19 protein-coding genes are annotated in these 26268 nt (G+C 53.4%); 15 read left to right on the top strand and 4 right to left on the bottom strand.

Features of this window, described 5'->3' with window-relative positions; translation table 11 throughout:
* The first annotated feature begins 74 nt into the window (after positions 1–74).
* Positions 75–1280 carry a dihydroorotase gene (gene pyrC / locus HOL66_16075; GenBank protein ID MBT5245752.1) on the top strand — a complete coding sequence of 402 codons (1206 nt, stop codon included), beginning with the start codon at positions 75–77 and terminating at the stop codon, positions 1278–1280.
* The gene (gene plsY / locus HOL66_16070) at positions 1273–1872 is read left to right on the top strand and encodes a glycerol-3-phosphate 1-O-acyltransferase PlsY (GenBank protein ID MBT5245751.1); all 600 of its coding nucleotides are present in this window, start codon (positions 1273–1275) and stop codon (positions 1870–1872) included. The genes pyrC and plsY overlap by 8 nt, the downstream gene beginning before the upstream one ends.
* On the opposite strand, the gene HOL66_16065 is transcribed toward plsY, so the two are convergent.
* A complete protein-coding gene (locus tag HOL66_16065) occupies positions 1869–2234 on the bottom strand; it encodes an MmcQ/YjbR family DNA-binding protein (GenBank protein ID MBT5245750.1) in 366 nt (121 codons plus the stop codon). The two genes, plsY and HOL66_16065, sit on opposite strands and share 4 nt — an antisense overlap.
* A 62-nt stretch (positions 2235–2296) precedes the next feature.
* On the opposite strand from HOL66_16065, the gene dprA reads away from it, so the two are divergent.
* The 6 genes from dprA (at position 2297) to HOL66_16035 (ending at position 10770) form a co-directional block, all read left to right on the top strand.
* Positions 2297–3424, top strand: a complete 1128-nt coding sequence (gene dprA / locus HOL66_16060) for a DNA-protecting protein DprA (GenBank protein MBT5245749.1) — start codon at positions 2297–2299, stop codon at positions 3422–3424.
* 19 nt (positions 3425–3443) lie between these two features.
* Complete coding sequence (topA, locus tag HOL66_16055; protein ID MBT5245748.1) at positions 3444–6065, top strand: type I DNA topoisomerase; 2622 nt, start codon at positions 3444–3446, stop codon at positions 6063–6065.
* An 81-nt stretch (positions 6066–6146) separates the two neighbouring features.
* Positions 6147–8378: a ribonuclease R gene (gene rnr / locus HOL66_16050; GenBank protein MBT5245747.1), complete on the top strand. Its 2232-nt coding sequence runs from the start codon at positions 6147–6149 to the stop codon at positions 8376–8378.
* Between the two features lie 39 nt (positions 8379–8417).
* A complete protein-coding gene (locus HOL66_16045; protein ID MBT5245746.1) occupies positions 8418–9989 on the top strand; it encodes a PDZ domain-containing protein in 1572 nt (523 codons plus the stop codon).
* A gap of 75 nt (positions 9990–10064) precedes the next feature.
* Positions 10065–10232 (top strand): 50S ribosomal protein L33, encoded by a 168-nt coding sequence (gene rpmG, locus HOL66_16040; protein ID MBT5245745.1) that lies wholly within the window; start codon positions 10065–10067, stop codon positions 10230–10232.
* A 172-nt stretch (positions 10233–10404) separates the two neighbouring features.
* Positions 10405–10770 (top strand): response regulator, encoded by a 366-nt coding sequence (locus HOL66_16035; protein MBT5245744.1) that lies wholly within the window; start codon positions 10405–10407, stop codon positions 10768–10770.
* A gap of 5 nt (positions 10771–10775) precedes the next feature.
* Here the strand turns inward: HOL66_16035 and HOL66_16030 are convergent, their stop codons facing one another.
* A complete protein-coding gene (locus HOL66_16030; GenBank protein ID MBT5245743.1) occupies positions 10776–11522 on the bottom strand; it encodes a Crp/Fnr family transcriptional regulator in 747 nt (248 codons plus the stop codon).
* A gap of 141 nt (positions 11523–11663) precedes the next feature.
* On the opposite strand from HOL66_16030, the gene HOL66_16025 reads away from it, so the two are divergent.
* Positions 11664–12632 (top strand): glycosyltransferase family 2 protein, encoded by a 969-nt coding sequence (locus HOL66_16025; protein ID MBT5245742.1) that lies wholly within the window; start codon positions 11664–11666, stop codon positions 12630–12632.
* A gap of 78 nt (positions 12633–12710) precedes the next feature.
* Here the strand turns inward: HOL66_16025 and ggt are convergent, their stop codons facing one another.
* Together ggt and HOL66_16015 are read right to left on the bottom strand one after the other, a co-directional pair.
* Positions 12711–14270: a gamma-glutamyltransferase gene (gene ggt / locus HOL66_16020; GenBank protein ID MBT5245741.1), complete on the bottom strand. Its 1560-nt coding sequence runs from the start codon at positions 14268–14270 to the stop codon at positions 12711–12713.
* Entirely contained in the window at positions 14267–17065 is a 2799-nt protein-coding gene (locus HOL66_16015; GenBank protein ID MBT5245740.1) for a PAS domain S-box protein, read from the bottom strand. Before HOL66_16015 ends, ggt begins: the two co-directional genes overlap by 4 nt.
* Positions 17066–17304: 239 nt before the next feature.
* On the opposite strand from HOL66_16015, the gene HOL66_16010 reads away from it, so the two are divergent.
* From HOL66_16010 to HOL66_15985, 6 genes are all read left to right on the top strand, one after another.
* Positions 17305–18468 carry a PDZ domain-containing protein gene (locus HOL66_16010; protein ID MBT5245739.1) on the top strand — a complete coding sequence of 388 codons (1164 nt, stop codon included), beginning with the start codon at positions 17305–17307 and terminating at the stop codon, positions 18466–18468.
* Entirely contained in the window at positions 18465–20456 is a 1992-nt protein-coding gene (locus HOL66_16005; protein MBT5245738.1) for a M1 family peptidase, read from the top strand. Before HOL66_16010 ends, HOL66_16005 begins: the two co-directional genes overlap by 4 nt.
* Before the next feature lie 399 nt (positions 20457–20855).
* On the top strand, positions 20856–21473 hold the full coding sequence (locus HOL66_16000) for a hypothetical protein (protein MBT5245737.1): 618 nt from the start codon (positions 20856–20858) through the stop codon (positions 21471–21473).
* Positions 21474–21573: 100 nt separating this feature from the next.
* Complete coding sequence (locus HOL66_15995; GenBank protein ID MBT5245736.1) at positions 21574–22725, top strand: ATP phosphoribosyltransferase regulatory subunit; 1152 nt, start codon at positions 21574–21576, stop codon at positions 22723–22725.
* A gap of 30 nt (positions 22726–22755) precedes the next feature.
* Positions 22756–24048: an adenylosuccinate synthase gene (locus tag HOL66_15990; GenBank protein ID MBT5245735.1), complete on the top strand. Its 1293-nt coding sequence runs from the start codon at positions 22756–22758 to the stop codon at positions 24046–24048.
* A gap of 168 nt (positions 24049–24216) precedes the next feature.
* Entirely contained in the window at positions 24217–26265 is a 2049-nt protein-coding gene (locus tag HOL66_15985) for a hypothetical protein (GenBank protein ID MBT5245734.1), read from the top strand.
* The last annotated feature ends 3 nt before the right edge of the window (positions 26266–26268 follow it).

Here is a 26268-nt window from a genome sequence, read left to right as displayed (position 1 = left end):
CCTACATCAATGCGCGTTTGATCGATCCGGCAAGCGGGCTGGACGCTCCCGGCGCACTGCTTAGCGAAGGCGAGATGATCAGCGATTTTGGCCCGGATCTGTTTTCCGGGGGTGTGCCCGAAGATATCACCACCATCGACTGTCAGGGTCACTGCCTGATGCCGGGACTGGTCGATATCCGCGTGCAGTTGCGTGAACCCGGCGAGGAATACAAAGGCACCCTGGAATCGGCGGGGCACGCGGCAACGGCGGGCGGCGTCACCTCCATGGTTTGTTTGCCCAACACCAATCCGGTGATCGACGATATGTCAGTGCTGGAATTTGTTGCCAGACGGGCCCGTAAACTGGGGCTCGCAAAAGTCTACCCCTACGGCGCCGTAACAAAGGGTCTGAAGGGCGAGGAGCTTGCCGAAATCGGCTTGCTGTCGGAATCCGGGGCGCTGGCCTTCACCGATGGCATCAAGCCCGTCAGTGACGCGCAAATCATGCGTCGCGCCTTAAGTTATGCATCGAATTTCGGTCAGATGATTATCCAGCACGCCGAAGAACCAAGCCTGGCCCGTGGAGGCGTTATGAACGCTGGCGAGACGGCAACACGGCTGGGCCTTGGCGGTATTCCACGGGAAGCAGAAATCATCATGGTCGAACGTGACATCCGCCTCGCCGAGATGAGCGGCGGCAGACTTCACTTCGCCCACTTATCAACGGCTGAAGCCATCGACGTGGTCAGAAAAGCCAAGGCCCGCGATCTTAACATCAGCTGTGACACCGCCCCGCCCTACTTTGCCTTAAGCGAGATCGCCGTTGGTGATTACCGAACCTTTGCCAAGCTGTCGCCGCCACTGCGTGCCGAAGAAGATCGACTGGCGGTTATTGAAGGCTTGAAGGACGGCACCATCGATGCCATTGCGTCCGATCACGCCCCCCATGACGAGGAATCCAAGCGCTTGCCCTTCGCCCAGGCGGCTTTCGGCGGTGTTGGCCTTGAAACCCTGCTACCTGTGACATTGGGGCTCTTTCATGGTGGCCACATGGGCCTGCTTGCCGCCCTGGCACTGATCACCAACGCCCCGGCTGATCTTCTTGGCCTTAAAGCCGGACGGCTGGAAAAAGGTGCAGCCGCCGACCTGACCCTGATTGACCTCGATCGCGGCCGGAAAATTGACGCCGACAAGATGCACAGTATTTCCAAGAACTCACCATTTGACGGACACCTTGTACAAGGGTTGGTGCTGAAGACCTTCGTCGATGGACGCACGGTGTTTGAGCACGATGCCTGAACTCGGTCCCCTGCACCTTGTGGCGCTACTCGGTGGATACCTGATCGGTTCTATCCCCTTCGGGCTGGTGTTGACGCGCCTAGCGGGGCTGGGTGATATCCGCGACATTGGTTCGGGCAACATCGGTGCCACCAATGTGCTTCGCACCGGCAACAAACCACTGGCGCTGGCAACGTTACTGCTCGATTCGGGCAAAGGGGCAGCGGCGGCATTGCTGCTGAGCAGCTTCGATCCGCTGGCCGGGTTGATTGCCGGTGGCGGCGCGATCCTGGGTCATAATTTTCCGGTCTGGCTGAAATTCAAAGGCGGCAAGGGTGTCGCCACCACCCTGGGTGTGCTCATCGCCGTCGCATGGCCGGTTGGGCTTGGCGCCTGCGCCACATGGTTGCTCGCTGCCGCGATCTTCCGTTATTCATCCTTATCGGCATTGATTGCACTTGCCGCCTCGCCCTTTTACGCCTGGTGGATGAATGCCCCTGATGTCGCCATCCTGGCCGCCCTGCTGGCCATCCTGTCAATCATCCGCCATCACGAAAACATTTCCCGGCTGATCAAGGGCGAAGAATCGAAGATTGGTAAAAAGAAAGCCTAATCCTGATTGAGGCCCAACTGTTTTTGCAGCTTCTTGGTCAAATTCAGGGAAACCAGTCGGTAGGATTCGGCCAGATAGGTTTTCAGTTCGTCGTCGGAAAGTCCCGGTTCTGCGAAATGCTGTATCCACTTCATTCCGCGTGAAGCCAAATACGGAGCCGGGCGAAGCCCCGGCATATCCGATAACATCTCATAGGCTATTTCAGAAACCTTGAAGGTCACGCCGGGATATTTGCCGTTTTCCCAACCGCCAATGGCAAAGACCTTGTCGCCGACTTTCCAGACATGCGAGCCGCCCCATTGCATAACGTATGTGGTTTGGGGTAACGACTGACAATATTGGTTAAATTCTTCGTAGGTCATCAGCCAACGTGCATCATCAGTGCACTTGACGCAACCTGTGACCTCGGCCACTCTCACGCCCCATGAGTGAAAAGCAACGGAAACAACTCTCGCAATCCGAAAAACTCGACTGGCTGCGTTTGATTCGTAGCGAGAATGTCGGGCCAATCACATTCTTTAAACTCCTGGAACGATTTGACAGTGCCCGCGCAGCCCTGGATGCGCTTCCTGACCTCGCTCGCCGCGGCGGTAAAAAAACAATCAAGGTTGCGGCCAAGTCGGTTGCGGAAGATGAAATCAGCTCTCTGGAAAAGCTCGGGGCGCAATTGATCGGCTGGAGCGAACCCGGCTATCCTAACCTTTTGCACCATATTGAAGACGCCCCGCCGCTAATCAGCGTCATTGGCCATCCACATTTACTGACCAAGAAGGCCATTGCCGTGGTCGGCGCCCGAAATGCCTCCATCAACGGCAAGAAATTCGCCCGCGAAATCGCCACTGACCTGGGCCGGGGCGGCTACATGGTGGTTTCAGGTCTGGCCCGGGGTATCGACGCGGAAGCCCACGCCGGAGCCTTGGAAAGCGGTACTGTCGGCGTCGTCGCCGGCGGTGTCGATATCATCTACCCAAAGGAAAATGCCGAACTTTATGAAGCCCTGAAGGATCGCGGTGCGCTGGTTTCGGAAATTGCCCCCGGCACCCGCCCACAGGCCCGTCACTTCCCCAGACGCAACAGAATCATATCAGGGATAGCCAGGGGTGTTGTTGTCATTGAAGCTGGGGCAAAATCCGGATCCCTGATCACCGCCCGCATGGCCTTAGAGCAAGGGCGCGATGTCTTTGCAGTTCCAGGCAGTCCCGGCGACCCCAGATCACACGGCGGCAACCGCCTGATCCGTCAGGGCGCCATTTTGGTCGAGAAGGCGGAAAATGTTTTCGAGGCCCTGAGCGGCACCGGTAGGCCCCTTGCCAGGGAGCCAGAAGCCTTTGATTTTGAAAGAAAACTCATGCCTGCACCCGACGAGAAAGACATTGCCAAAGCCCGCCCCGTGATAGAAGAAAGTCTTGGCTTGGAGTCCGTTTGTGTTGACGAAATCATCCGCAACTGCCAATTGTCCCCTGCCGTTGTGTCGATGGTGCTGCTGGAAATGGAACTGGCAGGCCGTCTTGAAAGACATCCCGGCAACAAGGTTTCAATCATTCTGAATTAAGCGAAAGCTGCGGATAAACATGAACGTCGTCATTGTCGAATCACCGGCCAAGGCCAAAACAATCAACAAATATCTGGGTTCGGAATTTACCGTCCTTGCCAGTTATGGCCATGTTCGTGACTTGCCCTCCAAGGATGGCTCGGTACGCCCGGACGAAGATTTCGCGATGAATTGGGAAATCGACGCCAGATCACAAAAGCAAATCAAGGAAATTTCCGCCGCCGTCAAAAAAGCCGATAACCTGTTTCTGGCCACTGACCCGGACCGTGAAGGCGAAGCCATTTCCTGGCATGTGCTGGACGTTCTGGAAAAAAAGAAATTGTTGAAGGACGTAGAGGTCAAGCGCGTCGTCTTCAACGAAATCACCAAGAGCGCCATCCTTGAGGCTTTTGAGCATCCGCGTGATCTGGACTTGCCGTTGATTGACGCTTACCTGGCGCGCCGAGCGCTCGATTATCTGGTCGGCTTTACCTTATCGCCGGTTTTGTGGCGCAAACTGCCCGGTTCACGTTCCGCCGGGCGTGTGCAATCGGTTGCCTTGCGTTTGATTTGCGAGCGCGAGACCGAAATCGAACTTTTCCAGCCACAGGAATACTGGTCGATCAAAGCCGGATTCAACACCCCCACCGACGCGCCCTTCAAAGCCTCTCTCACCCACCTTAATGGTGAGAAACTGGACAAGATGTCCATTGCCAATGAAGACCATGCCAAGCGGGCCGTCGCCACCATCGAAGCGGCTGACTTTACGGTTAACAAGGTCGAGCGCAAACAATCCAGGCGCAATCCGGCGGCTCCGTTTACCACCTCGACCTTGCAGCAGGACGCCTCGCGCAAGCTGTATTTCACCACCAAGCGAACCATGCAGGTCGCCCAGCGCCTTTATGAAGGTTTCAATATCGATGGCGAACAGGTCGGCCTGATTACCTATATGCGAACTGACGGCGTGCAAATATCCAACGAAGCGATCAGCGCGGCCCGCGACCTGATTGGCGGCTCCTTCGGCGCAGACTATCTGCCCGCAAGCCCGCGTATCTATAAGACCAAGGCGAAAAACGCCCAGGAGGCCCATGAAGCGGTGCGTCCGACAGACTTCAAACGCAAACCCGCCGATGTCGCCCAGTATCTTGATGATGACCAGCGCAAGCTCTACGAGCTGATCTGGAAGCGCACTGTCGCCAGTCAGATGGAAGCCGCCGTCATGGACCAGGTCGCGGCAGACCTGACCTCGCCAGACGGGCAGACAACCCTGCGCGCAACCGGTTCAGTCATTGCCTTTGATGGCTTCCTGAAAGTCTATCAAGATAGCGACGACAAGAAATCCGATGACGACAAGGACCGCATCCTTCCCGATATGAATGAAGGCGATGCCATGACCCGCACGTCTGTCGAACCTGATCAGCACTTTACCCAGCCGCCGCCGCGTTATTCTGAAGCCTCGTTGGTCAAGACCATGGAAGAGCTTGGCATCGGCAGACCCTCGACCTATTCGTCGATCATTTCCGTGCTTCAGGATCGCAACTACGTGATCCTGGACAAGCGCCGTTTCCAGCCCGATGACCGGGGCCGCCTTGTTACCGCTTTCCTGAGCAGCTTTTTCGCAAAATACGTGGAATACAACTTCACCGCCGAGCTGGAAGAAAAGCTCGACGATATTTCCGGCGGTCGCATTGCCTGGAAAGACGTGTTGCGCGAATTCTGGGACTCTTTCTCGAAAGCCGTTGAGGGCACCAAGGAACTCAGGGTCCGCGATGTTCTGGACAATCTCAATGAACTGCTGGGGCCACATTTCTTCCATGACAATGGCGATGGCAAAGATCCACGCGCCTGCCCGTCATGCGAGGACGGTCAGCTAAGCCTGAAACTCGGCAAGTTTGGTGCCTTCATAGGCTGTTCCAACTATTCCGACTGCCGCTACACCCGCCCCCTTGTGGTCAGTGACGAAGACGGCGCAGGGATTGCTGACGCCGGGCCTGTGGTACTTGGCAAAGACCCGGCAACCGACCTTGATGTCTCGCTACGCAAAGGCCCTTACGGCAATTACGTACAATTGGGCGAAGTTGAAGAAATTGGCGAGGGCAAAAAGAAGAAGAAAACCAAACCGAAACGGGCCTCGCTGCCACGCGGTTTGCCGCCCGGAGATGTCGATTTTGACAAGGCGATGGGCCTTTTGGCGCTACCCCGCGACATCGGTATCTGGCCGGAAACCGGCGACATGATCCAGGCCGGACTCGGGCGTTTTGGGCCTTATCTGAAATACAGCGGGCTTTTCCTGTCTCTTAAAGGCGATGATGACGTCCTCACCATCGGCATCAACCGGGCCATTGACCTGATTGAGGCTGCGCCGAAGAAAGACCCGCCCAAGGTGCTTGGCGATCATCCAAAAAGTAAAAAACCGGTGAGCATCAAAAGTGGGCGCTGGGGACCGTTTGTCTCCCACGGTATGGTCCGCGCTAATATTCCCAAGGGCACCGATGCCGATACCTTAAGCCTTGAGGACGCCATCGCCCTTGTTGATGCCAAGGCCGCAAACGGCAAAGGCGGCAAGAAGAAGGCGGCAGCAAAAAAGAAACCTGCCAAAAAGAAGGCTGCGAAAAAGAAAGCTCCTGAAAAAGACGCCGCCGCCAGATCGGATCAGGTTTGATCAATCCGGAACTGCCCTGAAGGCTGAGCAACGTTGACCAAAAAACCAAAAACGCAATCGCCCTTTCCGAGCCGCGAAGAGATCCTGAAATTTATCGAGGAAACACCGGGCCGGGTTGGCAAACGCGAAATTGCCCGTGCCTTCCGGCTCGACACCGCCCAAAAAATGCAACTTAAAAAGCTGCTCAAGGAAATGAAAGAAGACGGCCAGGTTCAGCGCAATCCGGGCCGCCGCTACACCGAACCGGGAAGCCTGCCGCCGGTCACCGTCGTTGTTATTATTGGCCCTGACACGGATGGCGAAATTCGCGCCAAACCCATGACCTGGGATGAAGAGACCCCACCACCGGCCATCTACATGGCCCCCGAACGTCGTGGCAGCCCTGCCCTTGCCCCCGGTGACCGGGTTCTCGCCCGGCTCGCCCGCGGTGAGGATAAATCCTATGAAGGCCGGACAATTCGCCGCATTGGTGCAGCTGCTGAAAAAATTCTGGGTATCTACACCCTCGTCGAAGGACAGGGCCGGTTGAAATCAACCAGCCGCAAAGCCAAGGGCGATTATTTTATCGCCAGGGGTGATAGCCTGGACGCCCGGGAGGGTGATCTGGTGCGTTGCGAAATCCTGCCCGGTCGCCGCACCGGACTGCGGCTGGCCAAGGTGCTGGAACGACTGGACACCGAAGGCAAAGCCACATCCATTAGCCTGATCGCCATCCATGACCATGACATTCCCTATGACTTTTCCAGCCAGGCGCTTGATCTTGCCGACGCCGCCAAGGCCGCGCCGCTAGGCAAACGCGAAGACTTGCGTGATATCCCGCTCGTCACCATTGACGGGGCCGACGCCCGCGACTTCGACGACGCCGTCTTTGCCGAGCCCGACACGGACAAAAAGAATGCCGACGGCTGGCACCTGATTGTCGCCATCGCCGATGTCGCCTGGTACGTCAGACCCGGTGATGCATTAGACATTGGTGCTTACGAGCGCAGCAATTCGGTCTACTTCCCGGACCGGGTCGTTCCCATGCTGCCAGAGGCCTTGTCCAATGGCTGGTGCTCACTGGTCCCGGGTGAAGATCGCCCGTGCATGGCAGCCCACATGTGGATCAACGCCGCAGGCGAACTGACCAAACACCGCTTTGTTCGCGCCTTGATGCGTTCACATGCGCGACTGACCTATGAACAGGTCCAGGCAGCCCGTGACGGTCATGCCGATGACAACACGGCTCCCTTGGCACAGAATGTCATAGCGCCCCTGTACGGGGCTTATGAGGTCCTGAACAAGGCCCGACACAAGCGTGGCGTCCTGGAACTGGACTTGCCCGAACGGCGCATCGTCATCGGCACGGACGGCAAGGTCGAACGGGTCGACATGCGTGAACGCTTTGACAGCCACAAGCTGATTGAGGAATTCATGGTCACCGCCAATGTCGCGGCAGCCGAAACGCTGGAGAAAAAACGCCAACCCTGCATGTACCGAATTCACGACGAACCTTCCATGGAGAAAATGGAAAGTCTGCGCCAGTTCCTGGACAGCCTGTCTATTCGCCTGGCCAAGGGACAGGTGATCAGGGCCGAGGTTTTCAACCGGATTCTGGAAAAGGTCAAAGACACGCCCAATGCCTCGCTGGTCAACGATGTGGTCTTAAGAAGCCAGAGTCAGGCCGAATACAATCCAGAAAACATTGGCCATTTCGGGTTAGCGCTCAGGCGTTACTGTCACTTCACCTCGCCAATCAGGCGCTACGCTGATCTGTTGGTGCATCGGGCGCTGATCAGTGGTCTGGCTCTGGGCGATGGCGGTCTTGCAGATGACACCCGCGACTTCGCACGAATGGGTGAAAGCCTTTCTAAAAATGAACGCCGGGCGGCCGCGGCGGAACGTAGTTCCGTCGACAGGTTCTGCGCCTTGTTTCTGGCCGAAAAAGTCGGCTCTATTTTTCCCGGCAGGGTCAATGGCGTTACCCGCTTCGGTCTTTTTATCACCCTTGATGATAGCGGCGCAGATGGGCTTGTGCCCATGCGCTCCTTACCCGACGATTATTATATTCATGACGAAACCCGGCATCTGTTACGGGGACGGCGCTCCAAAAGGGTTTTCCGTCTTGGCGACAAAGTCGATGTCATGTTGATGGAAGCCGATCCGGTGACCGGTTCGATGATCATGCAGGTCATCGATGGAGAAGCCCTGCAAAGCCCTAAAAGGGCGACGGCACGCGCCAGGGGCCCGTCTTCAAAAAAACCAAAAAAAACCGTAAAAAAATCAAAATCAAAATCCCGGGCCGGGCGCAGAAAAGCACGAACAAAACATTGAACCTTGGTATAACGGTCAGAATCGGGGAAACTTGATGCTATGAACGTAGATAAGCGCAATCTGCCGGGTGTTCTCATTGTTCTGGTGACATTGCTTGTCGCCGCTTGTGCGCCTCAACGTCCACCACTTACATCCGACGATGACTACCCCTTACCGGCCGCGAAAGAGGTTTTCACCGCCGGTTATGAGAGCATCAGGGAACGTTACATCGAGGTCGTAGCCGTGAGCCAGTTTGCCATGGAGGGCCTGCACGGGTTGGGATCGATTGATCCGGCCATCACCGTCGAAACGGATGATGGTGAAGTCATCGTCAAGTTTTCCGGCAACCTTACCAAGCGGATTGCGGCCCCCGCCGGTGATGATGCTGAAGGGTGGGCCGAATTAACTGTTCACATTACGGCCCTTGGCCGTCAGCAATCGACGGAAATGAGAAAGGCCAGTGCGGAAAAAATATACGAAGCTGTCTTCGATGGCATTCTTTCAAACCTGGACATCTATTCACGCTACGCCGGCTCAAGGGAAGCTAAAAGGAATCGCGCCAAGCGCAGCGGTTTTGGCGGCATTGGCGTGCGTTTTCGCATTATTAAAAACCTCCCACAAGTTATCTTTGTGATGCCCGATACACCGGCCCTGAAAGCTGGCATCTTGAAAGGCGACCGCATCACCCACGCCGATGGCAAGGTGTTAGACGGCCTGAAACAGGCACAGGTTTCTGAACAATTGCGTGGCCCTATTCATTCGGAAATCACCCTTCAAATTGAGCGCAAAGGGGAAAACGCGCCACTTATTGTTAAACTTGATCGCGCCCACATTGTCCCCGACACCGTGTCTTACGGCCATAAGAACGGCATCGTTTATCTTAAAATCAGTACCTTTAACCAACGCACGGCGCGGAACCTTTTGAACAAACTGAAGAAAGCCCGCACCAATTTAGGCGACGACATCAAGGGAATTGTTCTCGACATGCGCGGCAATCCGGGCGGATTGTTGAAGCAGTCAATTCAAGTCGCCGATTTGTTCCTGGCCCAGGGTCGTATATCGGAAACCCGTGGCCGCCATCCTGACAGCCTGCAATCCTATGACGCAGGCGGCCGTGACATGGCATACGGTCGCCCGGTTGTCGTTCTGGTCGATGGGAAATCCGCTTCGGCGGCAGAGGTTGCGGCGGCAGCCTTGCAAGACAGGGGTCGCGCCGTCGTCATTGGCACGTCATCATTCGGCAAAGGTACCGTGCAGACGGTTATCAGGTTACCCAATGAGGGGGAGATTACCCTGACCTGGTCCCGCCTTATTGCCCCTTCCGGATTCGTCCTGCATGGTCTTGGCGTCTATCCAACCATCTGCACCAGCAGCATTGATGGCAACAGGATTGACGGTGAGGCCATTATCGCCCGGGCTTTAAGTGAAAGAATCAAAACCGCCGCCGTCATGGAAGGCTGGCGCAGGACGAGCTTCCAGGAGAAAGAGCAGCGTCAGGAATTGCGTGCTTTCTGCCCGCCTGAACGCCGTAAATTACAACTTGATAGCAAGGTCGCTGAAGCACTGTTAAACAGTAAGGCCCTGTACGCCCGGACCTTGAATTTATCAGCATCCGCAGCGGCGGCGCGCTAGACCTTGACAAGGTTCATGCGCACTGTATTGTGCGCCGCCTGATAACACCTTGATTTATCTGTTCGGAACAAAACGATGGCAAAGCCCAATACTATCCTGATCAAATTGGTTAGCACCGCTGATACCGGGTTCTATTACGTGACCAAAAAGAACCCCCGCAACCAGACTGAAAAGATGGAATTTCGTAAATACGATCCCGTCGTGCGCAAGCATGTGATTTTCAAAGAAGCCAAGATTAAATAATCTGCATTAATACCTTTGATGTAGGGGGTTTTGCCGCTTTTCGCAGGGTTTGACACGGCTATTGGAATCATCCATCATAAAATTGTGCTCTTTCGTTAAAGTACACGTTTGAAGATGTTTTCGTTCATTAACAACGAAAAAAAATCGCCTGAAATCAGGAAACTTTGCTGATATGTCCAAGACCATTCTTATCGTTGAAGATAACGAATTGAATATGAAGCTCTTCAATGATCTTCTTCAAGCTCATGGATATGGAACGGTACAAACAACGGATGGTCGCGAAGCAATTGGACTTGCCCGTGAACATCATCCTGACCTGATTTTGATGGATATTCAGTTACCTGAAATTTCCGGCCTGGAAATCACCAAAATGCTAAAAGCCGATGATGACCTGAAAAACATCCCGGTTGTCGCCGTTACCGCCTTCGCCATGAAAGGTGATGAAGAAAAAATACTTGAGGGCGGCTGTGAGGGCTACATCGCCAAGCCGATTTCAGTTCCCAAATTCCTGGAAACCATTTCTTCCTTCCTGGGCTGAGTTTCTTACTCGCCGCGAACCTCTTCGACCATATCACGCAAACGATGAACGTCCTTGATATGAAGGGCTGTACCCTTTTTCTCGACGATTCCCCGACGCGCCAAGTCGTTCATCACCCGGGCAACGGTTTCACGGGTCGTACTGACCCGGCTGGCGATATCGTTATGTACCGGCACCGGATCAATAATTGCTAACGGTATATCCTCATCAATGTCGCCAACCAGTCGCAACAAATCGGCATGAACCCGGTTATTGGCGCCGAGGGTGCTCAGGTCCATGATTCGCTGGTTGGCGCCACGCAGTAATTTCGACAAATGCGCCATCACCAGTAGAGCCAGCTTTGGATGGGTTTCCAGTGTCTCCAGGAAAAACTTTTGTGGCAGGGAGCCGATCAGGGATTCCGATATTGAAATCACCCTGGCCGAGCGCGGCTCGCTGTCAATTGCGGACAATTCACCGAAGTAACTACCTTCATACAATTCATCAAGGGTGATACCGCGTCCGGAAAAGGAATAATTAACAATACGGACTTTCCCCCGGACAACGAAGAAGACATCTCGTGAAGGGCTTTCCCTGTCAATAATCTGTTGATGGGGTGCGAATAAACGCCAGCGGCAACGTTGTTCAACGCTCGCCAGTTCATCCTTGCTCAAGGCAGCAAAAAGCTCGACGCCCCTGAGACTCTGTTCATTGGCTTCATCCACGTCGCTGTTCCCACTCGAAAATCCAACAATTTTACGTGTTTGGCCCATATTACAGATATTTCCACCCTTCAACGGATATTCTTGTTATTCGTTTATAAGGACACATACTGTCAACTCCCTGACCGACTTGCACCCGGCTGGTCCGGCGTCTATCTTGAGCGCGAGAATATTTAAACGATGGGCGCCTCCATGAGCGATATAAACGAAACCAACATTGCCGTTGTCATCCCCTGCTTCCGGGAAACCAGGCGAATTCTTGATGTCATCAAGTCACTTGGTGCAGAAGTCAGCCGGATTATCGTTATTGACGACGCCTGCCCCGAAAACACCGGGGAGTACGTCAAAAACAATTGCAAGGACCCCCGAGTGGAAGTCCTGATCCACGACGTCAATACAGGTGTCGGCGGGGCAACCATGAGCGGCTACAGGCGGGCCATTGAGGCAGGGGCTGAAATCATCGTCAAGGTTGATGGCGATGGGCAAATGGACCCTTCTCTAATTTCCGATCTGGTCGCCCCGCTGCTTGATGGTGTTGCCGACTACGCCAAAGGCAACCGGTTTTATAACCTGGATGGCCTGTCTGATATGCCGCGAGTGCGAATTTTTGGCAATCTGGTGCTATCCTTTGCCTCGAAAGTTTCAAGCGGTTACTGGAATGTGTTCGATCCGACAAATGGATTTACCGCCATTCATATCGACGCTGCCCGGCGTTTGCCCTTCGATAAGATCGATAACGGATTTTTCTTTGAGTCCGATATGCTGTTTCGCCTGAACATGATGCGGGGTGTTGTCATCGATATCCCCATGCCTGCCAGATACGGCGATGAAGAAAGCAGCCTTAAAATACACAACGTTATCGTGAGTTTTGCGGCAAGACATTACGTCAATGCGGTCAAAAGAATTTTCTATAATTACTTCATTCGCGATTTCGGGATCGCCTCGATCGAACTTGTGCTTGGCAAGTTACTGTTGTTATTTGGTGTGGTTTACGGGATTTACTCATGGACTGAGAGCGCCGAAACCGGAATTCCGGCCACTGCCGGCACTGTTATTCTGGCTGCCCTGCCTATCATATTGGGCTCTCAGATGTTGATCGCGTTTCTTAATTTCGACACCAAAAACGTTCCCTCAAAACCGCTTAACCACCGGGCTCCTTAATCGTTCTTTAGAAAAATCGGGTATTTCCAACAGCCTGTGACAGAGGTCACAGATCGTATTAAATGCCACTTCAAAAAATTAAGCCCTAAGACAGATACCGCCGCGACGAGGATCACCTGCGCCCTCCAGGTGACCCGCTACGGGTTCATAATGGGCAGCATGCACGCCACCAAAAAACATGTTGCGTTCACCCCAGGCTTTGACGTTGCTTACTTGCCCCTGCAAGGAGGCCAGTTCGGCTTCGTCAAAACCGTCCTCAACGCTCAACAGTCCCTTCTCAAAATGAAGTCTCGGGCTTTCAATGGCCTCGCACAATGGCATTCTGAAATCGATCAGGTTGATGATCACCTGTAAAATGGCGGTACGGATACGATTTGAACCACCTGAGCCCAGCGCCGTTATTTCGCCGTTCCTGCCTTCAATCAGGCTTGGCGTCATCATTGAACACATGCGGATATCCTCCGGCCACTGATTGAAACCATGGGGATTGATATCTTCTTCGCCCAGCATGTTGTTCATCATGATGCCGGTATCCGGCACGATATAGGCTGAACCTTCACCATTGGACAAGGTCAGGGAAGCCGCATTTCCAGCGTTGTCGATAACACTGATTTGGGTGGTGCCGCGATGTGCTTTTGGCCGGCCAAGGATGCGTTTGCGATAGCTTTCCAAAAAGCCGGGGTCAAGCAGGGTATCGGCCGCCCCTTGCCCCAAATTCTGATGCAGGTTGCTTTCGATCCTGGCTTCATTCGTTAGCATCATGGCGCTGATTAATTTTTGAAGATGGTGCTGACTGCCAAACTTTTCATTCCTAAAGGCGTCTTCACCTAACAAGGCCAAGGCGAAGGCGATCAGAATCCCCCCCGTTGAGGGTGGTGGATTGGTCAAGATTCTGGCATCAGCGTAAGATAATTCAAGAGGTTGGCGGCGCTCTAACTGATAACACTCCATATCATCGCGGCGAAGGTATCCGCCGCCCTGGGCGCTATCAGTCGCCAGGGCAGCGGCTATTTCACCCCGGTAAAACAGGTCTTCACCTTCGCGCGCAAGGCTATCAAGGGTATCGGCAAAATCCGGGAATGCCAGCGTATCGCCTTCCCGGGCCAATTCTCCCGGTTGGTTCGGTGAGCCATAGGCGTTCAAACAGGTTTCATTGGAAATATAAATTTTTTCAACAACAGTAGAAATATAAGCCTGAAGACGATTGATGCGGACACCACCCTTTGCCAGTTCAATGGCCGGCTCGACGATTTTGGCGATCGGCATTTTGCCAAGGTCTTTATGAACCTCAAACAGCCCCTTGACGACACCGGGAGTGGCCAAAGTGCCCATGCCAATGTGGAATTCCTGCTCGGCCTGACCGAAGTCGGCAATGATCGGGAAGAAATCAATCTCCCCCCCGGTGTCACGATGGCGTGGGGTTTGGGCAAAAAAATCATAAAGCAGCGGCTTGCCACCGCAAGGGTGAGCAAGTAAAAATCCACCGCCGCCCAGGGAAGCCAAAACCGGCTCTGCTACACAAGCCGTACAAAGCGCCGCCAGAACCGCATCGAAGGCATTGCCGCCTTCTTTCAGCACGACCTGCCCCGCCTTCGCCGTTGCCTCGTGGCCAGCGGCAATAACGCCCTTTGATGTCATCCCTTGCCAACCCGGTGGGCAGGAAACCGCAAAGTGGCAACGGTTCCGACCTTGATTTTGCTTTCAAGGCTGAGCGTTCCCCCATGCATTTCCATCAAGCCCTTGCTCAAGGGTAAACCCAAGCCGGTGCCTTCTTTCGGTTTTGCCAGACTGTTGTTTATCTGACCAAATTCGGTCATCACTTTTTTAATATCCGCCTTCTTGATGCCCATTCCGTTATCGCTGATACGGATCGCCATATCGCCATTTTTTTCCACTTTTGCGGAAATTTTCACATCACCACCCTTAGGCGTGAACTTGATGGCGTTTGATAAAATATTCAGGACAACCTGTAAAAAGCGTCTCTCATCGCCATAAAGTGACGGCAATGTTCCGGGGATGATCTTGGTAAGGCTGACCCCGCCCTCCACTGCCCGGTTTTTAACGAGACGCAGGGCGCGGTCCATGACGGGGCTAACACTAAACCGGCTTTCATTCATTTCGGAGGCGCCCGCCTCGATCTTGGAAATATCGAGAATATCATTAATCAACTGCAGCAAATGAATACCCGAATCGTGAATGTTGCCCAGGTATTCGATGTAACGGGGTTGTTCAATAGGGCCGAACAACTGTGTACGCATGGCGTCTGAAAACCCGATGATGGCATTTAAGGGGGTCCGTAATTCGTGGCTCATACCAGCAAGGAAATCCGATTTCGCCCGATTGGCAACTTCCGCCTGATCACGGGCTCTGCGTAATTCTTCCTCACTTTGACGCAGTTCCGTAATATCGGTCAGCAAAATCAGGATGCCGCCGTCGCTGGTCGGGTATTCAATAACATTCACCCAACGTCCATTATTCAGGGGCTGCTCATATCGCATATTTTCTTTTTTGTGACCCGCCAATCTTTCATTCAGCCACTTTTCGGACGAATCATCGGCGAATATGAATATCCGGCTTCTTGAAACAAGGCGACAAAGTTCCTTAAACCTCAAGCCTGGCACAAGTTTGTCTGCGATGGGTGAGAATATTTCCCGATAACGGCTGTTACACATCACCATCTGATCATCGTTATCAAAAAGAATAAGGGCATCGGATATCCCTTCGATGGCATCGTTCAATTGCCGTTGTGCACTGGCCGCACTTGTTTCGGCATCGACCTGGGTTGTGATGTTAGAACCGGTGCCCCGGTAACCGGTAAACTTCCCCTTCTCATCGAAGGCTGGTTTGCCACTGACGCGTATATGCAAGACGTGTCCATCGGGATGTTTGTGGGCGTACTCAAAATCCCTGAAGGGGCGATGGTTTTCCAGATCATCGACATGTTGCAGCCATTTTTCGCCGTCCAAGTTCTCGACCCCATCAACAACAACGGCCAGCCGGGTTTTCCCAAGTAATTTTTTTGGGTCAATATTAAGCACAGAGAGAATTGTGTCGGAAAAGCGCGTGTAGCGAAAATTTTCATCCGTTTCCCACTGCCAGTCCGTAGCGGCATCAGCCATGTCGCGCAGACGTTGCTCACTGACCTTAAGGGCCGCCATTGTCCGCTTGCGTTCCTCTACCTCCTCGCGAAGTTGCCGGGTTCTTTCGTGGATACGCAGTTCGAGTTCATCATGGGATTTGCGAAGACTTTCCTCGACCCGTTTCAAATCGGTAATATCGGTCTGGATACCTACAATGCCGCCATCAGAGGTCCGGCGTTCACGGACGCTTATCCATTTGCCGTTACTCAACTTGAATTCATACGATCTTTTTAAACTCCTGCGATATGCCGTCCGCTCCTTGAGATAAACTTCACCCGGCCTCCAATCCTCATCGATGACCTTTTGTTTGACGTCAAACCTGTTGAGGGCCTCGTATTCCATTCCCGGCTTTATCATTTCAGGAGAATATTGATAAATTTCCATCCAGGTCTGATTCCAGCTGACCAGCCGGTCTTCGGAATCATAAATCGAAAAGCCTTCGGAAATGTTATCCAAAGCGTCAGAAATAACTTTCTCTGCCGCACGTGCGCGCTCTTCACTTTGCTTAATCTGGATTTCTGCCTGCTTGCGCTCTGTAATATCAAAGGCGACCAGCAACAAATGCGGCTGGCCACCAATTTCAATCATTTCACCGGCGATCTGCAAATCCAGGAGGCTGCCTTTCTTGGTCCGTAATTGGGTTTCAAATTGCCGCACCGAGCCTTTCTCGGCCATCTCGTTGAGCAGGCGTTTGCGGTCCTTCGGGTAAGGCCATAAATTCAGTTCACGGGCGGTTTTACCAATAACCTCACGTCGCCTGTATCCCAATGCCTTTAGCCAGGCTTCGTTGACGTTGACGTGACGACCATTTTTCGGCGTCGAAATGGCATACATCCCCGGGGCTGATCGGAAAGCCCGGGAAAACCTGTCTTCGCTTTCACGCAGGGCTAATCCTTCCTGATGAATGGAAACAACTGACGAAATAGTAGCCGTCAAAAGCGCCCCATCGACGTGGTCCCAGGACAGATAGCGGGCATCAACACCGAATGCCCTGATTGATGCTGCCGTCCCTTCGATACCCGCCGGCAAGACGATGACGGGCCAGCCTGCAGCCGCCTTGATGATTTTCCGGCCCTGACTCTTACGACCGGCTTGCCACGGTGCCGAATCAAGAATAATCGCATCAAAGGTCTTCATTTGCAGATGTTCAATGGCGCTTTGCATATCAGGGGCGTACGACAGGCGATAATGATCAACAGCCAGCATCGCCCGAATGGCGCGCCCGTGAGCAGCACTGGCCATCGCCACCAGTATGTGTTGTTTGGTTTTTTCAGGAGCTTTACGCGATTTCAACCGAGTTCTCTCCAGAAGATATAAAACAAGCCCTGATGGAGCCTGAATGAGGATATCTTCATAGAATATGGCTGTCCGTGTCTTTTCGCAACTACACTGAAATATTGACCATTGAAATCCTTATTGTCGCCGCACTTTACGGGTTATGATTGAAGACCATGCATTCAAAGATATTTTCCCTCGCCCAATCTCTCAAATGGCTTTCATTTGTTATATTGCTCATTCAGTCAGGGCACGTCATGGCTGCCGGGCAAAATAAGGGCGGCACGGCCTGTGTTGCACCCGGACACTGGCAATCACCGAAAAACGGTTCAGAAATCAAACAGACAGCCTTACTTAAGGCTATGGCCAAGCGTCCCATTGTGTTGTTAGGGGAAGCCCATACCAGTGCTGAGCATCACCGCTGGCAGCTTCATACTCTGGCTGGTCTGTATGGCCGCAATCCCAATATGGTGCTTGGTTTTGAAGCTTTCCCACGGGCTGTGCAACCGGTTCTTGACCGCTGGATCAGGGGCGAGCTGGACGAGAAAAAATTCATTGAACTCAGCCGCTGGAACGAAGTCTGGCGCTATGACCCGGACATCTACATGCCACTTTTTCACTTTGCCCGTATGCACCGCATTCCTATGCGCGCCCTGAATGTGGAACGAGACCTGATCCGGGCCGTAAGACATCAAGGCTGGGCATCAATTGACACGAAACAGCGCGAAGGCGTCGGCGACCCCTTACCCCCATCGAAGGCTTACAGGGAAAGCCTGGCCGAGGTGTTCCAAATGCATGGCGATGAAAATAACAAGAAGGAAACACCCTTAAGCCCGGCCGATCAAAAAAGGTTTGAAAGCTTTATCGAAGTTCAGACCCTTTGGGACCGGGCAATGGCCGAATCCCTGGCCCATGTCAGAATGGCCGGTGGCGAACCCCTTGTCGTCGCCATTGTCGGGCGCGGCCATGTGGAGTACGGCTTTGGCATTTCCCATCAACTGTCCGATTTGGGGATCGACAATGCGGCCATCCTGCTGCCCTGGGACAAGGAGTTATCTTGCGACCAGTTAAAAAGCCGTGATGGCCTGGCCATTGCTGATGCCGTGTTTGGCGTGGATGGACCCGCAAGGGCTTCAGGGCCTGCCCATCCCTTGCTTGGCGTGCAGATCGAAAACAGCGACAAAGGGATCCGCATCATCAAGGTCGTTGAGGCCAGCGTCGCTGCCGCTGCCGGGCTTGAAGGGGATGATATTATCGTTCAGGCAGCCGGGATGAAAATGACGAAGACGGTGGAACTGGTGACCACGATTCGCGCCATGAACCCGGGCACGTGGCTGCCGCTTGTTATCCTGCGCGATGGCAAACAGCTCGATATTGTCGCCAAATTTCCCCTTCAGAAGAAACTCCCGAAACATCCATGAACTTCCCAGCCGTTTTCTCAACTGCCCTCTTGATGATCTGGCTTTTCGCCGACTTTGCCCAGGCAGGCATCAATACCATTGACCACCAGATGACCCTTCGATTTGACCCCGGGGCACGAGCATTGGAGGTCCGTGACCGTCTGCATATTCAGGGAACCGGCAAAGTTGATTTTCGTCTTGCCGCAAGCATGGTCATCACCGGCGTCAAAGTTGATGAACGCAAGATTGCCCAGATCAGACACGGAAACATCCTGCGTGTTGACCTGGGAGAAGGGTCCAGTCATGTGGTCGACATTGAATATAAGGGGCTTCTTTCAAGAATGACCGAACGATCCGGAGAGAGCGGCCCTGCCCCCCTGATGGCTTCAAAAAATGGCAGCTATCTGGATTCAGGTTCGGGTTGGCATCCGATGGTCCCGGGTATCGCTGCGACTTATCAGCTGACCATGACCCTGCCTGCGCCGCAAAAGGCTATTGTCCCCGGACGTCTGATCAAGGAAGAAACCACAGCCGGCCAATACCGCGCCGTCTTCAAGTCTGAAGTTCCAAGCGAAGGCATCGTTTTGATTGCCGGGCCATTCAGCGTTGAGGAACGTCGCCACGGTGAAATTGTTCTGAGAACCTATTTTGCGCCAGGTCTGGAAAACCTGTCCGCGGGTTACCTGGACTCCACAGCGAATTACATTGATCACTACACAAGGCTAATTGGAGACTATCCCTTTTCATCCTTTTCTATCGTTTCTGGCCCCTTGCCTGTTGGTTTGGGATTTGTCGGCATGACCTATATAGGGGAGCGGGTGTTGCGTCTGCCCTTCATTCGCTTCACCTCGTTAGGTCACGAAGTCCTGCACAACTGGTGGGGAAATGGCGTCCGTGTTGATTACAAAAACGGCAACTGGGCCGAAGGCCTGACCACCTTCATGGCCGATTACGCCTTTTCAGAAAAACGCGAACAGGACAAAGGCAAACAAATGCGAACCGGCTGGTTGCGTGATTATGCAGCCCTGCCGCCAAGGCGCGATCACGCGGTCAGATCATTCATCTCTCGCCGGCACGATGCTGCCCAGATCATTGGCTACAACAAGGTTGCCTTCATTTTCCATATGCTTGAAAGAACAATCGGCAAGCAGAGCTTCTCCCAGGGCATTCGGGATTTCTGGACACGGTACAAATTCAACACCGCAGGCTGGGCCGAAATCCAGGCCATTTTCGAGCAAACATCCGGCCAGAACTTAAGCGCTTTCTTTGCTCAATGGATTGATCGCAGTGGGGCAGCCAGGATCGTTCTTTCAGACATCATCCAATCTGTGGACAGAATATCCTTCACCCTTTCCCAACCTGATCTACCGTACTCTCTGGAAGTGCCAATCCGGCTGCAAACAACAAAGGGTGAAGAAATGTTTCAGGCCGGAATCGATGGAGAAGCCTCGCGCGTTGAACTGCCTTTGTCGGCCCGTCCGCTTTCCATAACCGTTGATCCGGATTTTGATATTTTCCGCAGATTGGGCGCCAGCGAGGCGCCGCCGATCCTGCGTGATACAACTTTGAATACGGATACCACGGTCGTTTTTGCCGGCTCAAACCCGGATATGGAACAAACCGCAAGACAACTTGCGGGCAAAATGCTCGATGGACCGGCCCACTTCGCCGATTATTCCATGACGGCACCCCTTCAGGGGCCGCTGTTGATTATCGGGCCCACTGAAACGGTTACGCAATTTCTGCATGAAAGAAACCTTCCTTCCACCCCCAAAACCCTGCTTGGACGAGGAAGCGCCAGGGCTTGGGCCTGGCGATGGACCGATAGTAATGGAATGGTCAACCCCCTGCTGGTTGTCGAGGCCGCCGATAACAAGGCATTGCAATCCCTGCTCAGACCCCTGCCCCATTACGGGCGACGCGGTTATCTGATCTTTAATGGAGCCAATGTTATTGATGATGGTGTCTGGCCGAGTTCAAGCGGACCGCTTGCCGTTACTTTCGACTAGTGTCCTGCACCAGTCATTCATATCATGAATTACTGGTATCAGCAGGCCACGTATATATTGAATCTCGTGTGATTCAGGCTCTGAAGTATGGCTCAATTAATGAGCCATACTTCAGAACCATCACACTAGGCAGCAATAATCAAGATCGCGAAACCGGCGACAAGACCGGCGACAAGGCCAATGCCAAAGACACCGCCGGGGCGGAAGAATGATATGTTTTGTGTTTTCATTGTCTCTAAAACCATGGTTTTCACCCCAATAGGCTAAGCCGTGAGTGTGACCGGTACTGTTTAACAATTTATTACGCATATTCTGAGTTGACACAGAACCCAAGAGAGCCGGATAATTGAGTCTGCTGCTGGGTTTTTCCACATTTTATGGGTACTTTAGGGCTCTAACATGAGGCGCTTTTCCATTCTTTCGGCTGTCGTTTTTGTTCTCGGCCTGTTCGTTCAGTCCGCCGGGCCCGCCATTGCTCAAGGCTATGGGGAAGGCTTGTTGAACGCCATCGCCTACAAGCCCCTGCCGCAGGGATCCGCTTTCAGTGTCCAGCCACTGGATAATTCGGATCAAAACATGCGGCTGAAAAAAGAATTCGAGCAGATTCTCACCCGCCAAGGGTTTTCGGTCAGCGCCGATGCCCAATTGATTATCACTTTTGAGACTCGCGATGAGCTTGGCGCATACAAAACCCGCGACAGACGCGCGATTCTTGAACTTGACGCCCATGGCGGCCGCGAGGGTGGCGAAGATGCCAGAATGCGGTTCAACCTGTATGACAGCAATAGTGGTGGCATCTTCAACCAGGGTAAGGGCGAAACCTCCGTCATGACCCCCTCGCAGTACCGTTTGGAAGTTTCAATCGACAACCGGACAAACGGCAAACGACACTGGCAGGCATGGTCTGTGGCTAATCTCGGTCAATCAGATGGCGCATCGCTGATCCGGGCGATGATTCCTGAAATGGTTGGAAATATGGGAAAAACAATCACCAGCCGGACCTTTGAGCTTTTTTGATCAATCCCCTCTTTTCTTTTATAATTGCCGTCATCAAGGATTCCGGGTACTAAACCCCGGAGTTTAGCCTTCACATCAATGGCCTCCACAGATCCCGATTATGAATGATTTTTCAGATAAAGCCCTGCTGCCAGCCGGTATGTGCGATGTGCTCCCCCCAGACGCCGAATGTGAGGCGGCGGCGACGGAGCGTCTGATCGCCTGTTTTTCGGCCCATGGCTATGATCGGGTCAAACCGCCTTTAATTGAATTTGAGGAAAGCTTGCTGGACGGAAGCGGGGCGGCAATGTCCGGCCAAACTTTCCGGCTGATGGATCCGGTTTCACAGCGGATGATGGGCGTTCGCGCCGATATGACCCTGCAGGTTGCGCGTATCGCCACCACCCGAATGAAAAATTCACCGCGCCCATTAAGGCTGTGTTACGGGGGGCAGGTCCTCAGAATTAGGGGCACCCAAATGCGACCCGAACGTCAGTTTGGGCAGGTCGGATCGGAGTTGCTCGGCAGCCAGGACCCGCAGGCCGATGCCGAGGTGATTTTGATGGCCGTTGAAGCGTTAAGCGATGTGGGGGTCAAGGACCTGTCCATTGATCTGGCCCTGCCAACACTGGTGCCGGCGCTTTTGGGAAAAATTGATCTTGATGATGAAAGCAGAGACACCTTACGCGTCGCCCTCGACCGAAAGGACGAAGCCGCCGTGGGCGCTTTGTCAAAAAAACTTGGCAAGGCGACAACAGACCAGTTAACAGCCATGCTGAAGGCCACAGGGCCTGCTGATGACGCCCTGGCGGCACTGACCAAACTCAAGTTGCCGAAAGCCGCAGCCAATGAACTCGCGTCGCTGGCACAGGTCGTCGAGAAAATTCGCAGCGCCGCTGCCGATTTAAGCCTGACGGTCGATCCCGTCGAAAGCCGTGGTCTGGAATATCACTCGGGCGTCACTTTCACCATTTTTTCGACTGGTGTTCGTGGTGAACTTGGCGGTGGCGGTCGTTATCTGGCCGGAAGTGAGGATGAACCGGCGACCGGCATGACCCTGTTCATGGACTCCGTTTTGCGCGCCATCGCACCGGCGGAGGCAAAAAAACGCTTATACCTTGCCAGCGGGACCGATAACGCCGAGGGACGCAAATTGCGGGCCGAGGGCTGGATCACAATCGACGGACTGGAAAACGGCGACGATGCAAAGAAAGAGGCAAAGCGCCTTGGCTGTTCTCACTATTTATCTAACGGCAAAGTTCATGCCTGTTAAGCGTCAAAATCTAAAAAGGAATTTCACGACATGGCTAATGTAGTCGTCGTCGGCTCGCAATGGGGCGACGAAGGTAAAGGAAAAATCGTAGACTGGTTGTCGGAGCGCGCCGATGTCGTGGTTCGTTTTCAAGGCGGCCACAATGCCGGTCACACCCTGGTGATCGATGGTGTTACCTACAAGCTGAATATGCTGCCTTCGGGCGTCGTTCGCGGTGGTAAATTATCGATCATTGGCAATGGCGTTGTCATCGATCCGTGGGCCCTGCTTTCGGAAATCGATAATATCAGGAAACAGGGGATCGTCATCGCACCCGAAAACCTTCGCATTGCCGATAATGCGCCTTTGATCCTGCCCTTGCATGGTAATCTGGACAGGGCCCGTGAAGAAGCCCTGGGCAAGGCCAAGATCGGAACCACTGGACGCGGTATTGGACCAGCATATGAAGACAAAGTGGCCAGGCGCGCCATTCGGGTCGGGGATCTTGCCGACCTGGACGTGCTGGGCGATAAAGTCGACAAACTTCTTTTCCATCACAATGCCCTGTTGCGCGGATTGGGACTGACTGAAATTGATCGTGACGAATTGATTGGCAAACTCGAAGCACTGGCCCCCGAACTGCTGATCTATGCCCAGCCTGTATGGAAAGAGCTCGATGAGGCCAGACGATCAGGCAAACGTATTCTTTACGAGGGTGCACAAGGAACGATGCTCGATATCGATCATGGCACCTATCCGTTTGTGACCTCCTCCAATGTCGTCGCAGGGCAAGCCGCCGCCGGTTCCGGACAGGGACCGGGAGCAATCGATTACGTGCTGGGTATAACCAAGGCCTATACGACTCGCGTCGGCAGTGGACCGTTTCCCACCGAACTGGAAGATGAAGTCGGCCAGGGCCTTGGCGAACGCGGTCATGAATTCGGCACCGTCACCGGGCGGCCCCGACGTTGTGGCTGGTTTGACGCCGTGCTTGTCCGCCAGGCGGTCAAGGTTAACGGCATCAATGGTATCGCCCTGACCAAGATCGACGTGCTTGATGGCATGGACGAGTTAAAAGTCTGCACCGGCTACCTGATCGATGGTGAAGTCTATGATCACATGCCCGCCTCGACTGTTAAGCAGCATAAGGTCGAAGCCATCTATGAAAGCATGGAAGGATGGTTCGAAAGCACGGAAGGTGCCCGCTCATGGGCTGAACTTCCGGCCACGGCGATTAAATATGTCCGCCGAATCGAAGAATTGATCGGCGCCCCGGTCGCCCTGCTTTCAACAAGTCCCGAACGTGAAGATTCCATCCTTGTTCATGATCCGTTCGCAGACTAGGGCATCGTAACCGATTCCAAATACTGCAATTTTGCCAACATGGTTAACAAATTGGCTAAAATTTTAATATTTCATTGTAAATCAAGGGCATAATCGCTAAAATCCATGTCTGAAATTGGAATGGTCAACCAGAAGGTTTGACCCCCGGTTTCTTGTTTGGAAAAAACGATGGCTATCTCGCCCCAAGAAAATGGTGCAGGTGACCAGTCGGCCGGAGGAACCGGCCCGGTCCTTATCAACGACCAGTTTTTGGTCGATGTGAACACCCCGATCAGTGAACTCGATATGCCTTCGGCAAAGGCGTATGCGGTTCGTGATCGTCGAAATCAGGAAATTGAGCTGTTTGCCTTGATAGCCACACCGGGAATGCCAACCCGTATGGATGTCCTGCAAAAGTTAAACAACGAGAGCCATCACGGGCTCATGACAGCCGTCGCCTGGGATACTGCCTTTTGGCCACCGATCAATCAGCATACCAGCATTATTATATATGAACGTCCGCTCGGTGGCAGTGTCGCACTTGCGATCGAAAGAGGAGAGTTCAAGGCAAATGAATATGAAATTCAGGACACCTTTATTGAGCCCATCTACAAAGCCATAAAAGACATGGAGTTGAAGGAAATCAATCATCGTGAAATTCGCGTTGAAAACCTGTTCTTCATGGACAAGGGACGTACAGAGGTTGTCCTTGGCGATTGTGTTACCTGTCCACCCGGATTCGACCAGCCATTAATTTACGAACCGATCGAGCGCGGCATGGCTTCCCCCGGTGGCCGGGGAAGTGGTTCCTTAAGTGACGACCTGTATGCCATGGGAGTGACGATTGTCTCTCTTATACTTGGCAAAAACATCATCGAACACAAGACACCTGATGATCTGTTTAAGGAAAAAATTGAGCACGGCTCCTATAGCGCATTGTGCGGCAAGCGGCGCATTCCGGTTACCGTTATTGAACCCCTGCGTGGTGTCCTTAGCGACGATCCGGGCGACCGCTGGGGTGTTGAAGAAATGAACCTGTGGATGGAAGGCAAGCGACAAACACCGATGCAGCGCAAGCCGGCGCTAAAATCCGAAACACCCTACATATTCATGGAAATTGAATACCGTAACGCAAAGAGCCTCGCACATTCCTTTACCCAGAACGTCAAGGAAGGCGCGGCAGCGATCAAGGATGAAAAGCTTGAAACCTGGTTGAGACGTAATCTCGAAGAAGGCGATCTCGCCGATTCCATCAATGCCATTGCCGCGGCCGCAGAACTTCATGAAAATACTTTCAGGGGTATGGACGACTATGTCGTTACCAAAGCCTCCATCCTTATGGATCCCGAAGGGCCCATTCGCTACAAGGGTTTAGCTTTCATGCCCGAAGGCTACGGGCCGGCCCTGGCGGTAGAACTGCTTCGCCGTAACTCCATGCAAACAGCGGCCGAGGTCATCAACCATGGCATTACCGAAATCTGGTATAGCGCACCTTGCGAAAAAATTCGCGACGAGGCTTCAATAGAATTTCAGAGCGTTTTCGCCAGATTGAAAACAATCCTGCAAATCGAGGGCCCCGGTTTCGGGATTGAAAGATGCCTGTACGACTTAAACGCTTCGCTGGCCTGTCAAAGCCCACTGATAGCAGAGCTTGGTATTATCAACATTGAAGACTTACTGCCCGCCCTTGATGACATCGCTGATCGTACGGACAAAAAATTACGTCCCCTGGACCGGCATGTAACCGCCTTTATCGCAGCCCGCTTCAAGGAACGCATTGAGCCCCACCTTAGTGCGCTGGCCGAACCAAAAGATTCTTCATTTATGATCGGCCTGCTGAGCTTGTTGGCTTACTTGCAATGGAAGCTGAAGGCAGAGCCCGTGTACGCCCTGACCAGTTGGATCGGTAGCCTTCTTGGCCCCGCCATTAACACTTATTTCAGTCGCTCGACACGTCATGATATTGAACAGGAAATGCCGCGAGTCGTCCGTCAGGGAAGCCTGCCGGAACTTTTTGATCTGATCGACAACGCCGAAAAGCGGCGTCAGGACATGTTCAAGTATGACGAAGCCCGCTTTGAATACAGCACCGCTGAAGAAGAAATTCAGGAGATCGAAGCCGGAGAGTTATCATCCCCCGAAGCGGCCCAGGAAGTCGGCCAGAAATATGCTTCTATAACGTCGATCGTTCTGACGATGATCTTTATTTCAATCATGGTCTTAGGCGAGTTTTGGTAAAAC

Source organism: Rhodospirillaceae bacterium (assembly GCA_018662005.1).
Lineage (GTDB): Bacteria > Pseudomonadota > Alphaproteobacteria > Rhodospirillales > JABHCV01 > JACNJU01.
This window is presented reverse-complemented; position numbering and strand designations above follow the sequence as displayed.

What these genes read in the sequence shown, in the direction of transcription:
- pyrC (MBT5245752.1), top strand. Translation starts at nt 75, where the DNA reads ATGATCAGCGATTTTGGCCCGGATCTGTTTTCCGGGGGTGTGCCCGAA.
- HOL66_16035 (MBT5245744.1), top strand. Translation starts at nt 10,405, where the DNA reads ATGTCCAAGACCATTCTTATCGTTGAAGATAACGAATTGAATATGAAG.
- HOL66_16030 (MBT5245743.1), bottom strand. Translation starts at nt 11,522, where the DNA reads ATGGGCCAAACACGTAAAATTGTTGGATTTTCGAGTGGGAACAGCGAC.
- topA (MBT5245748.1), top strand. Translation starts at nt 3,444, where the DNA reads ATGAACGTCGTCATTGTCGAATCACCGGCCAAGGCCAAAACAATCAAC.
- plsY (MBT5245751.1), top strand. Translation starts at nt 1,273, where the DNA reads ATGCCTGAACTCGGTCCCCTGCACCTTGTGGCGCTACTCGGTGGATAC.
- HOL66_16065 (MBT5245750.1), bottom strand. Translation starts at nt 2,234, where the DNA reads ATGACCTACGAAGAATTTAACCAATATTGTCAGTCGTTACCCCAAACC.
- ggt (MBT5245741.1), bottom strand. Translation starts at nt 14,270, where the DNA reads ATGACATCAAAGGGCGTTATTGCCGCTGGCCACGAGGCAACGGCGAAG.
- HOL66_15990 (MBT5245735.1), top strand. Translation starts at nt 22,756, where the DNA reads ATGGCTAATGTAGTCGTCGTCGGCTCGCAATGGGGCGACGAAGGTAAA.
- rpmG (MBT5245745.1), top strand. Translation starts at nt 10,065, where the DNA reads ATGGCAAAGCCCAATACTATCCTGATCAAATTGGTTAGCACCGCTGAT.
- HOL66_16025 (MBT5245742.1), top strand. Translation starts at nt 11,664, where the DNA reads ATGAGCGATATAAACGAAACCAACATTGCCGTTGTCATCCCCTGCTTC.
- HOL66_16045 (MBT5245746.1), top strand. Translation starts at nt 8,418, where the DNA reads ATGAACGTAGATAAGCGCAATCTGCCGGGTGTTCTCATTGTTCTGGTG.
- HOL66_16005 (MBT5245738.1), top strand. Translation starts at nt 18,465, where the DNA reads ATGAACTTCCCAGCCGTTTTCTCAACTGCCCTCTTGATGATCTGGCTT.
- HOL66_16010 (MBT5245739.1), top strand. Translation starts at nt 17,305, where the DNA reads ATGGCTGCCGGGCAAAATAAGGGCGGCACGGCCTGTGTTGCACCCGGA.
- HOL66_15995 (MBT5245736.1), top strand. Translation starts at nt 21,574, where the DNA reads ATGAATGATTTTTCAGATAAAGCCCTGCTGCCAGCCGGTATGTGCGAT.
- HOL66_16000 (MBT5245737.1), top strand. Translation starts at nt 20,856, where the DNA reads ATGAGGCGCTTTTCCATTCTTTCGGCTGTCGTTTTTGTTCTCGGCCTG.
- dprA (MBT5245749.1), top strand. Translation starts at nt 2,297, where the DNA reads ATGAGTGAAAAGCAACGGAAACAACTCTCGCAATCCGAAAAACTCGAC.
- HOL66_15985 (MBT5245734.1), top strand. Translation starts at nt 24,217, where the DNA reads ATGGCTATCTCGCCCCAAGAAAATGGTGCAGGTGACCAGTCGGCCGGA.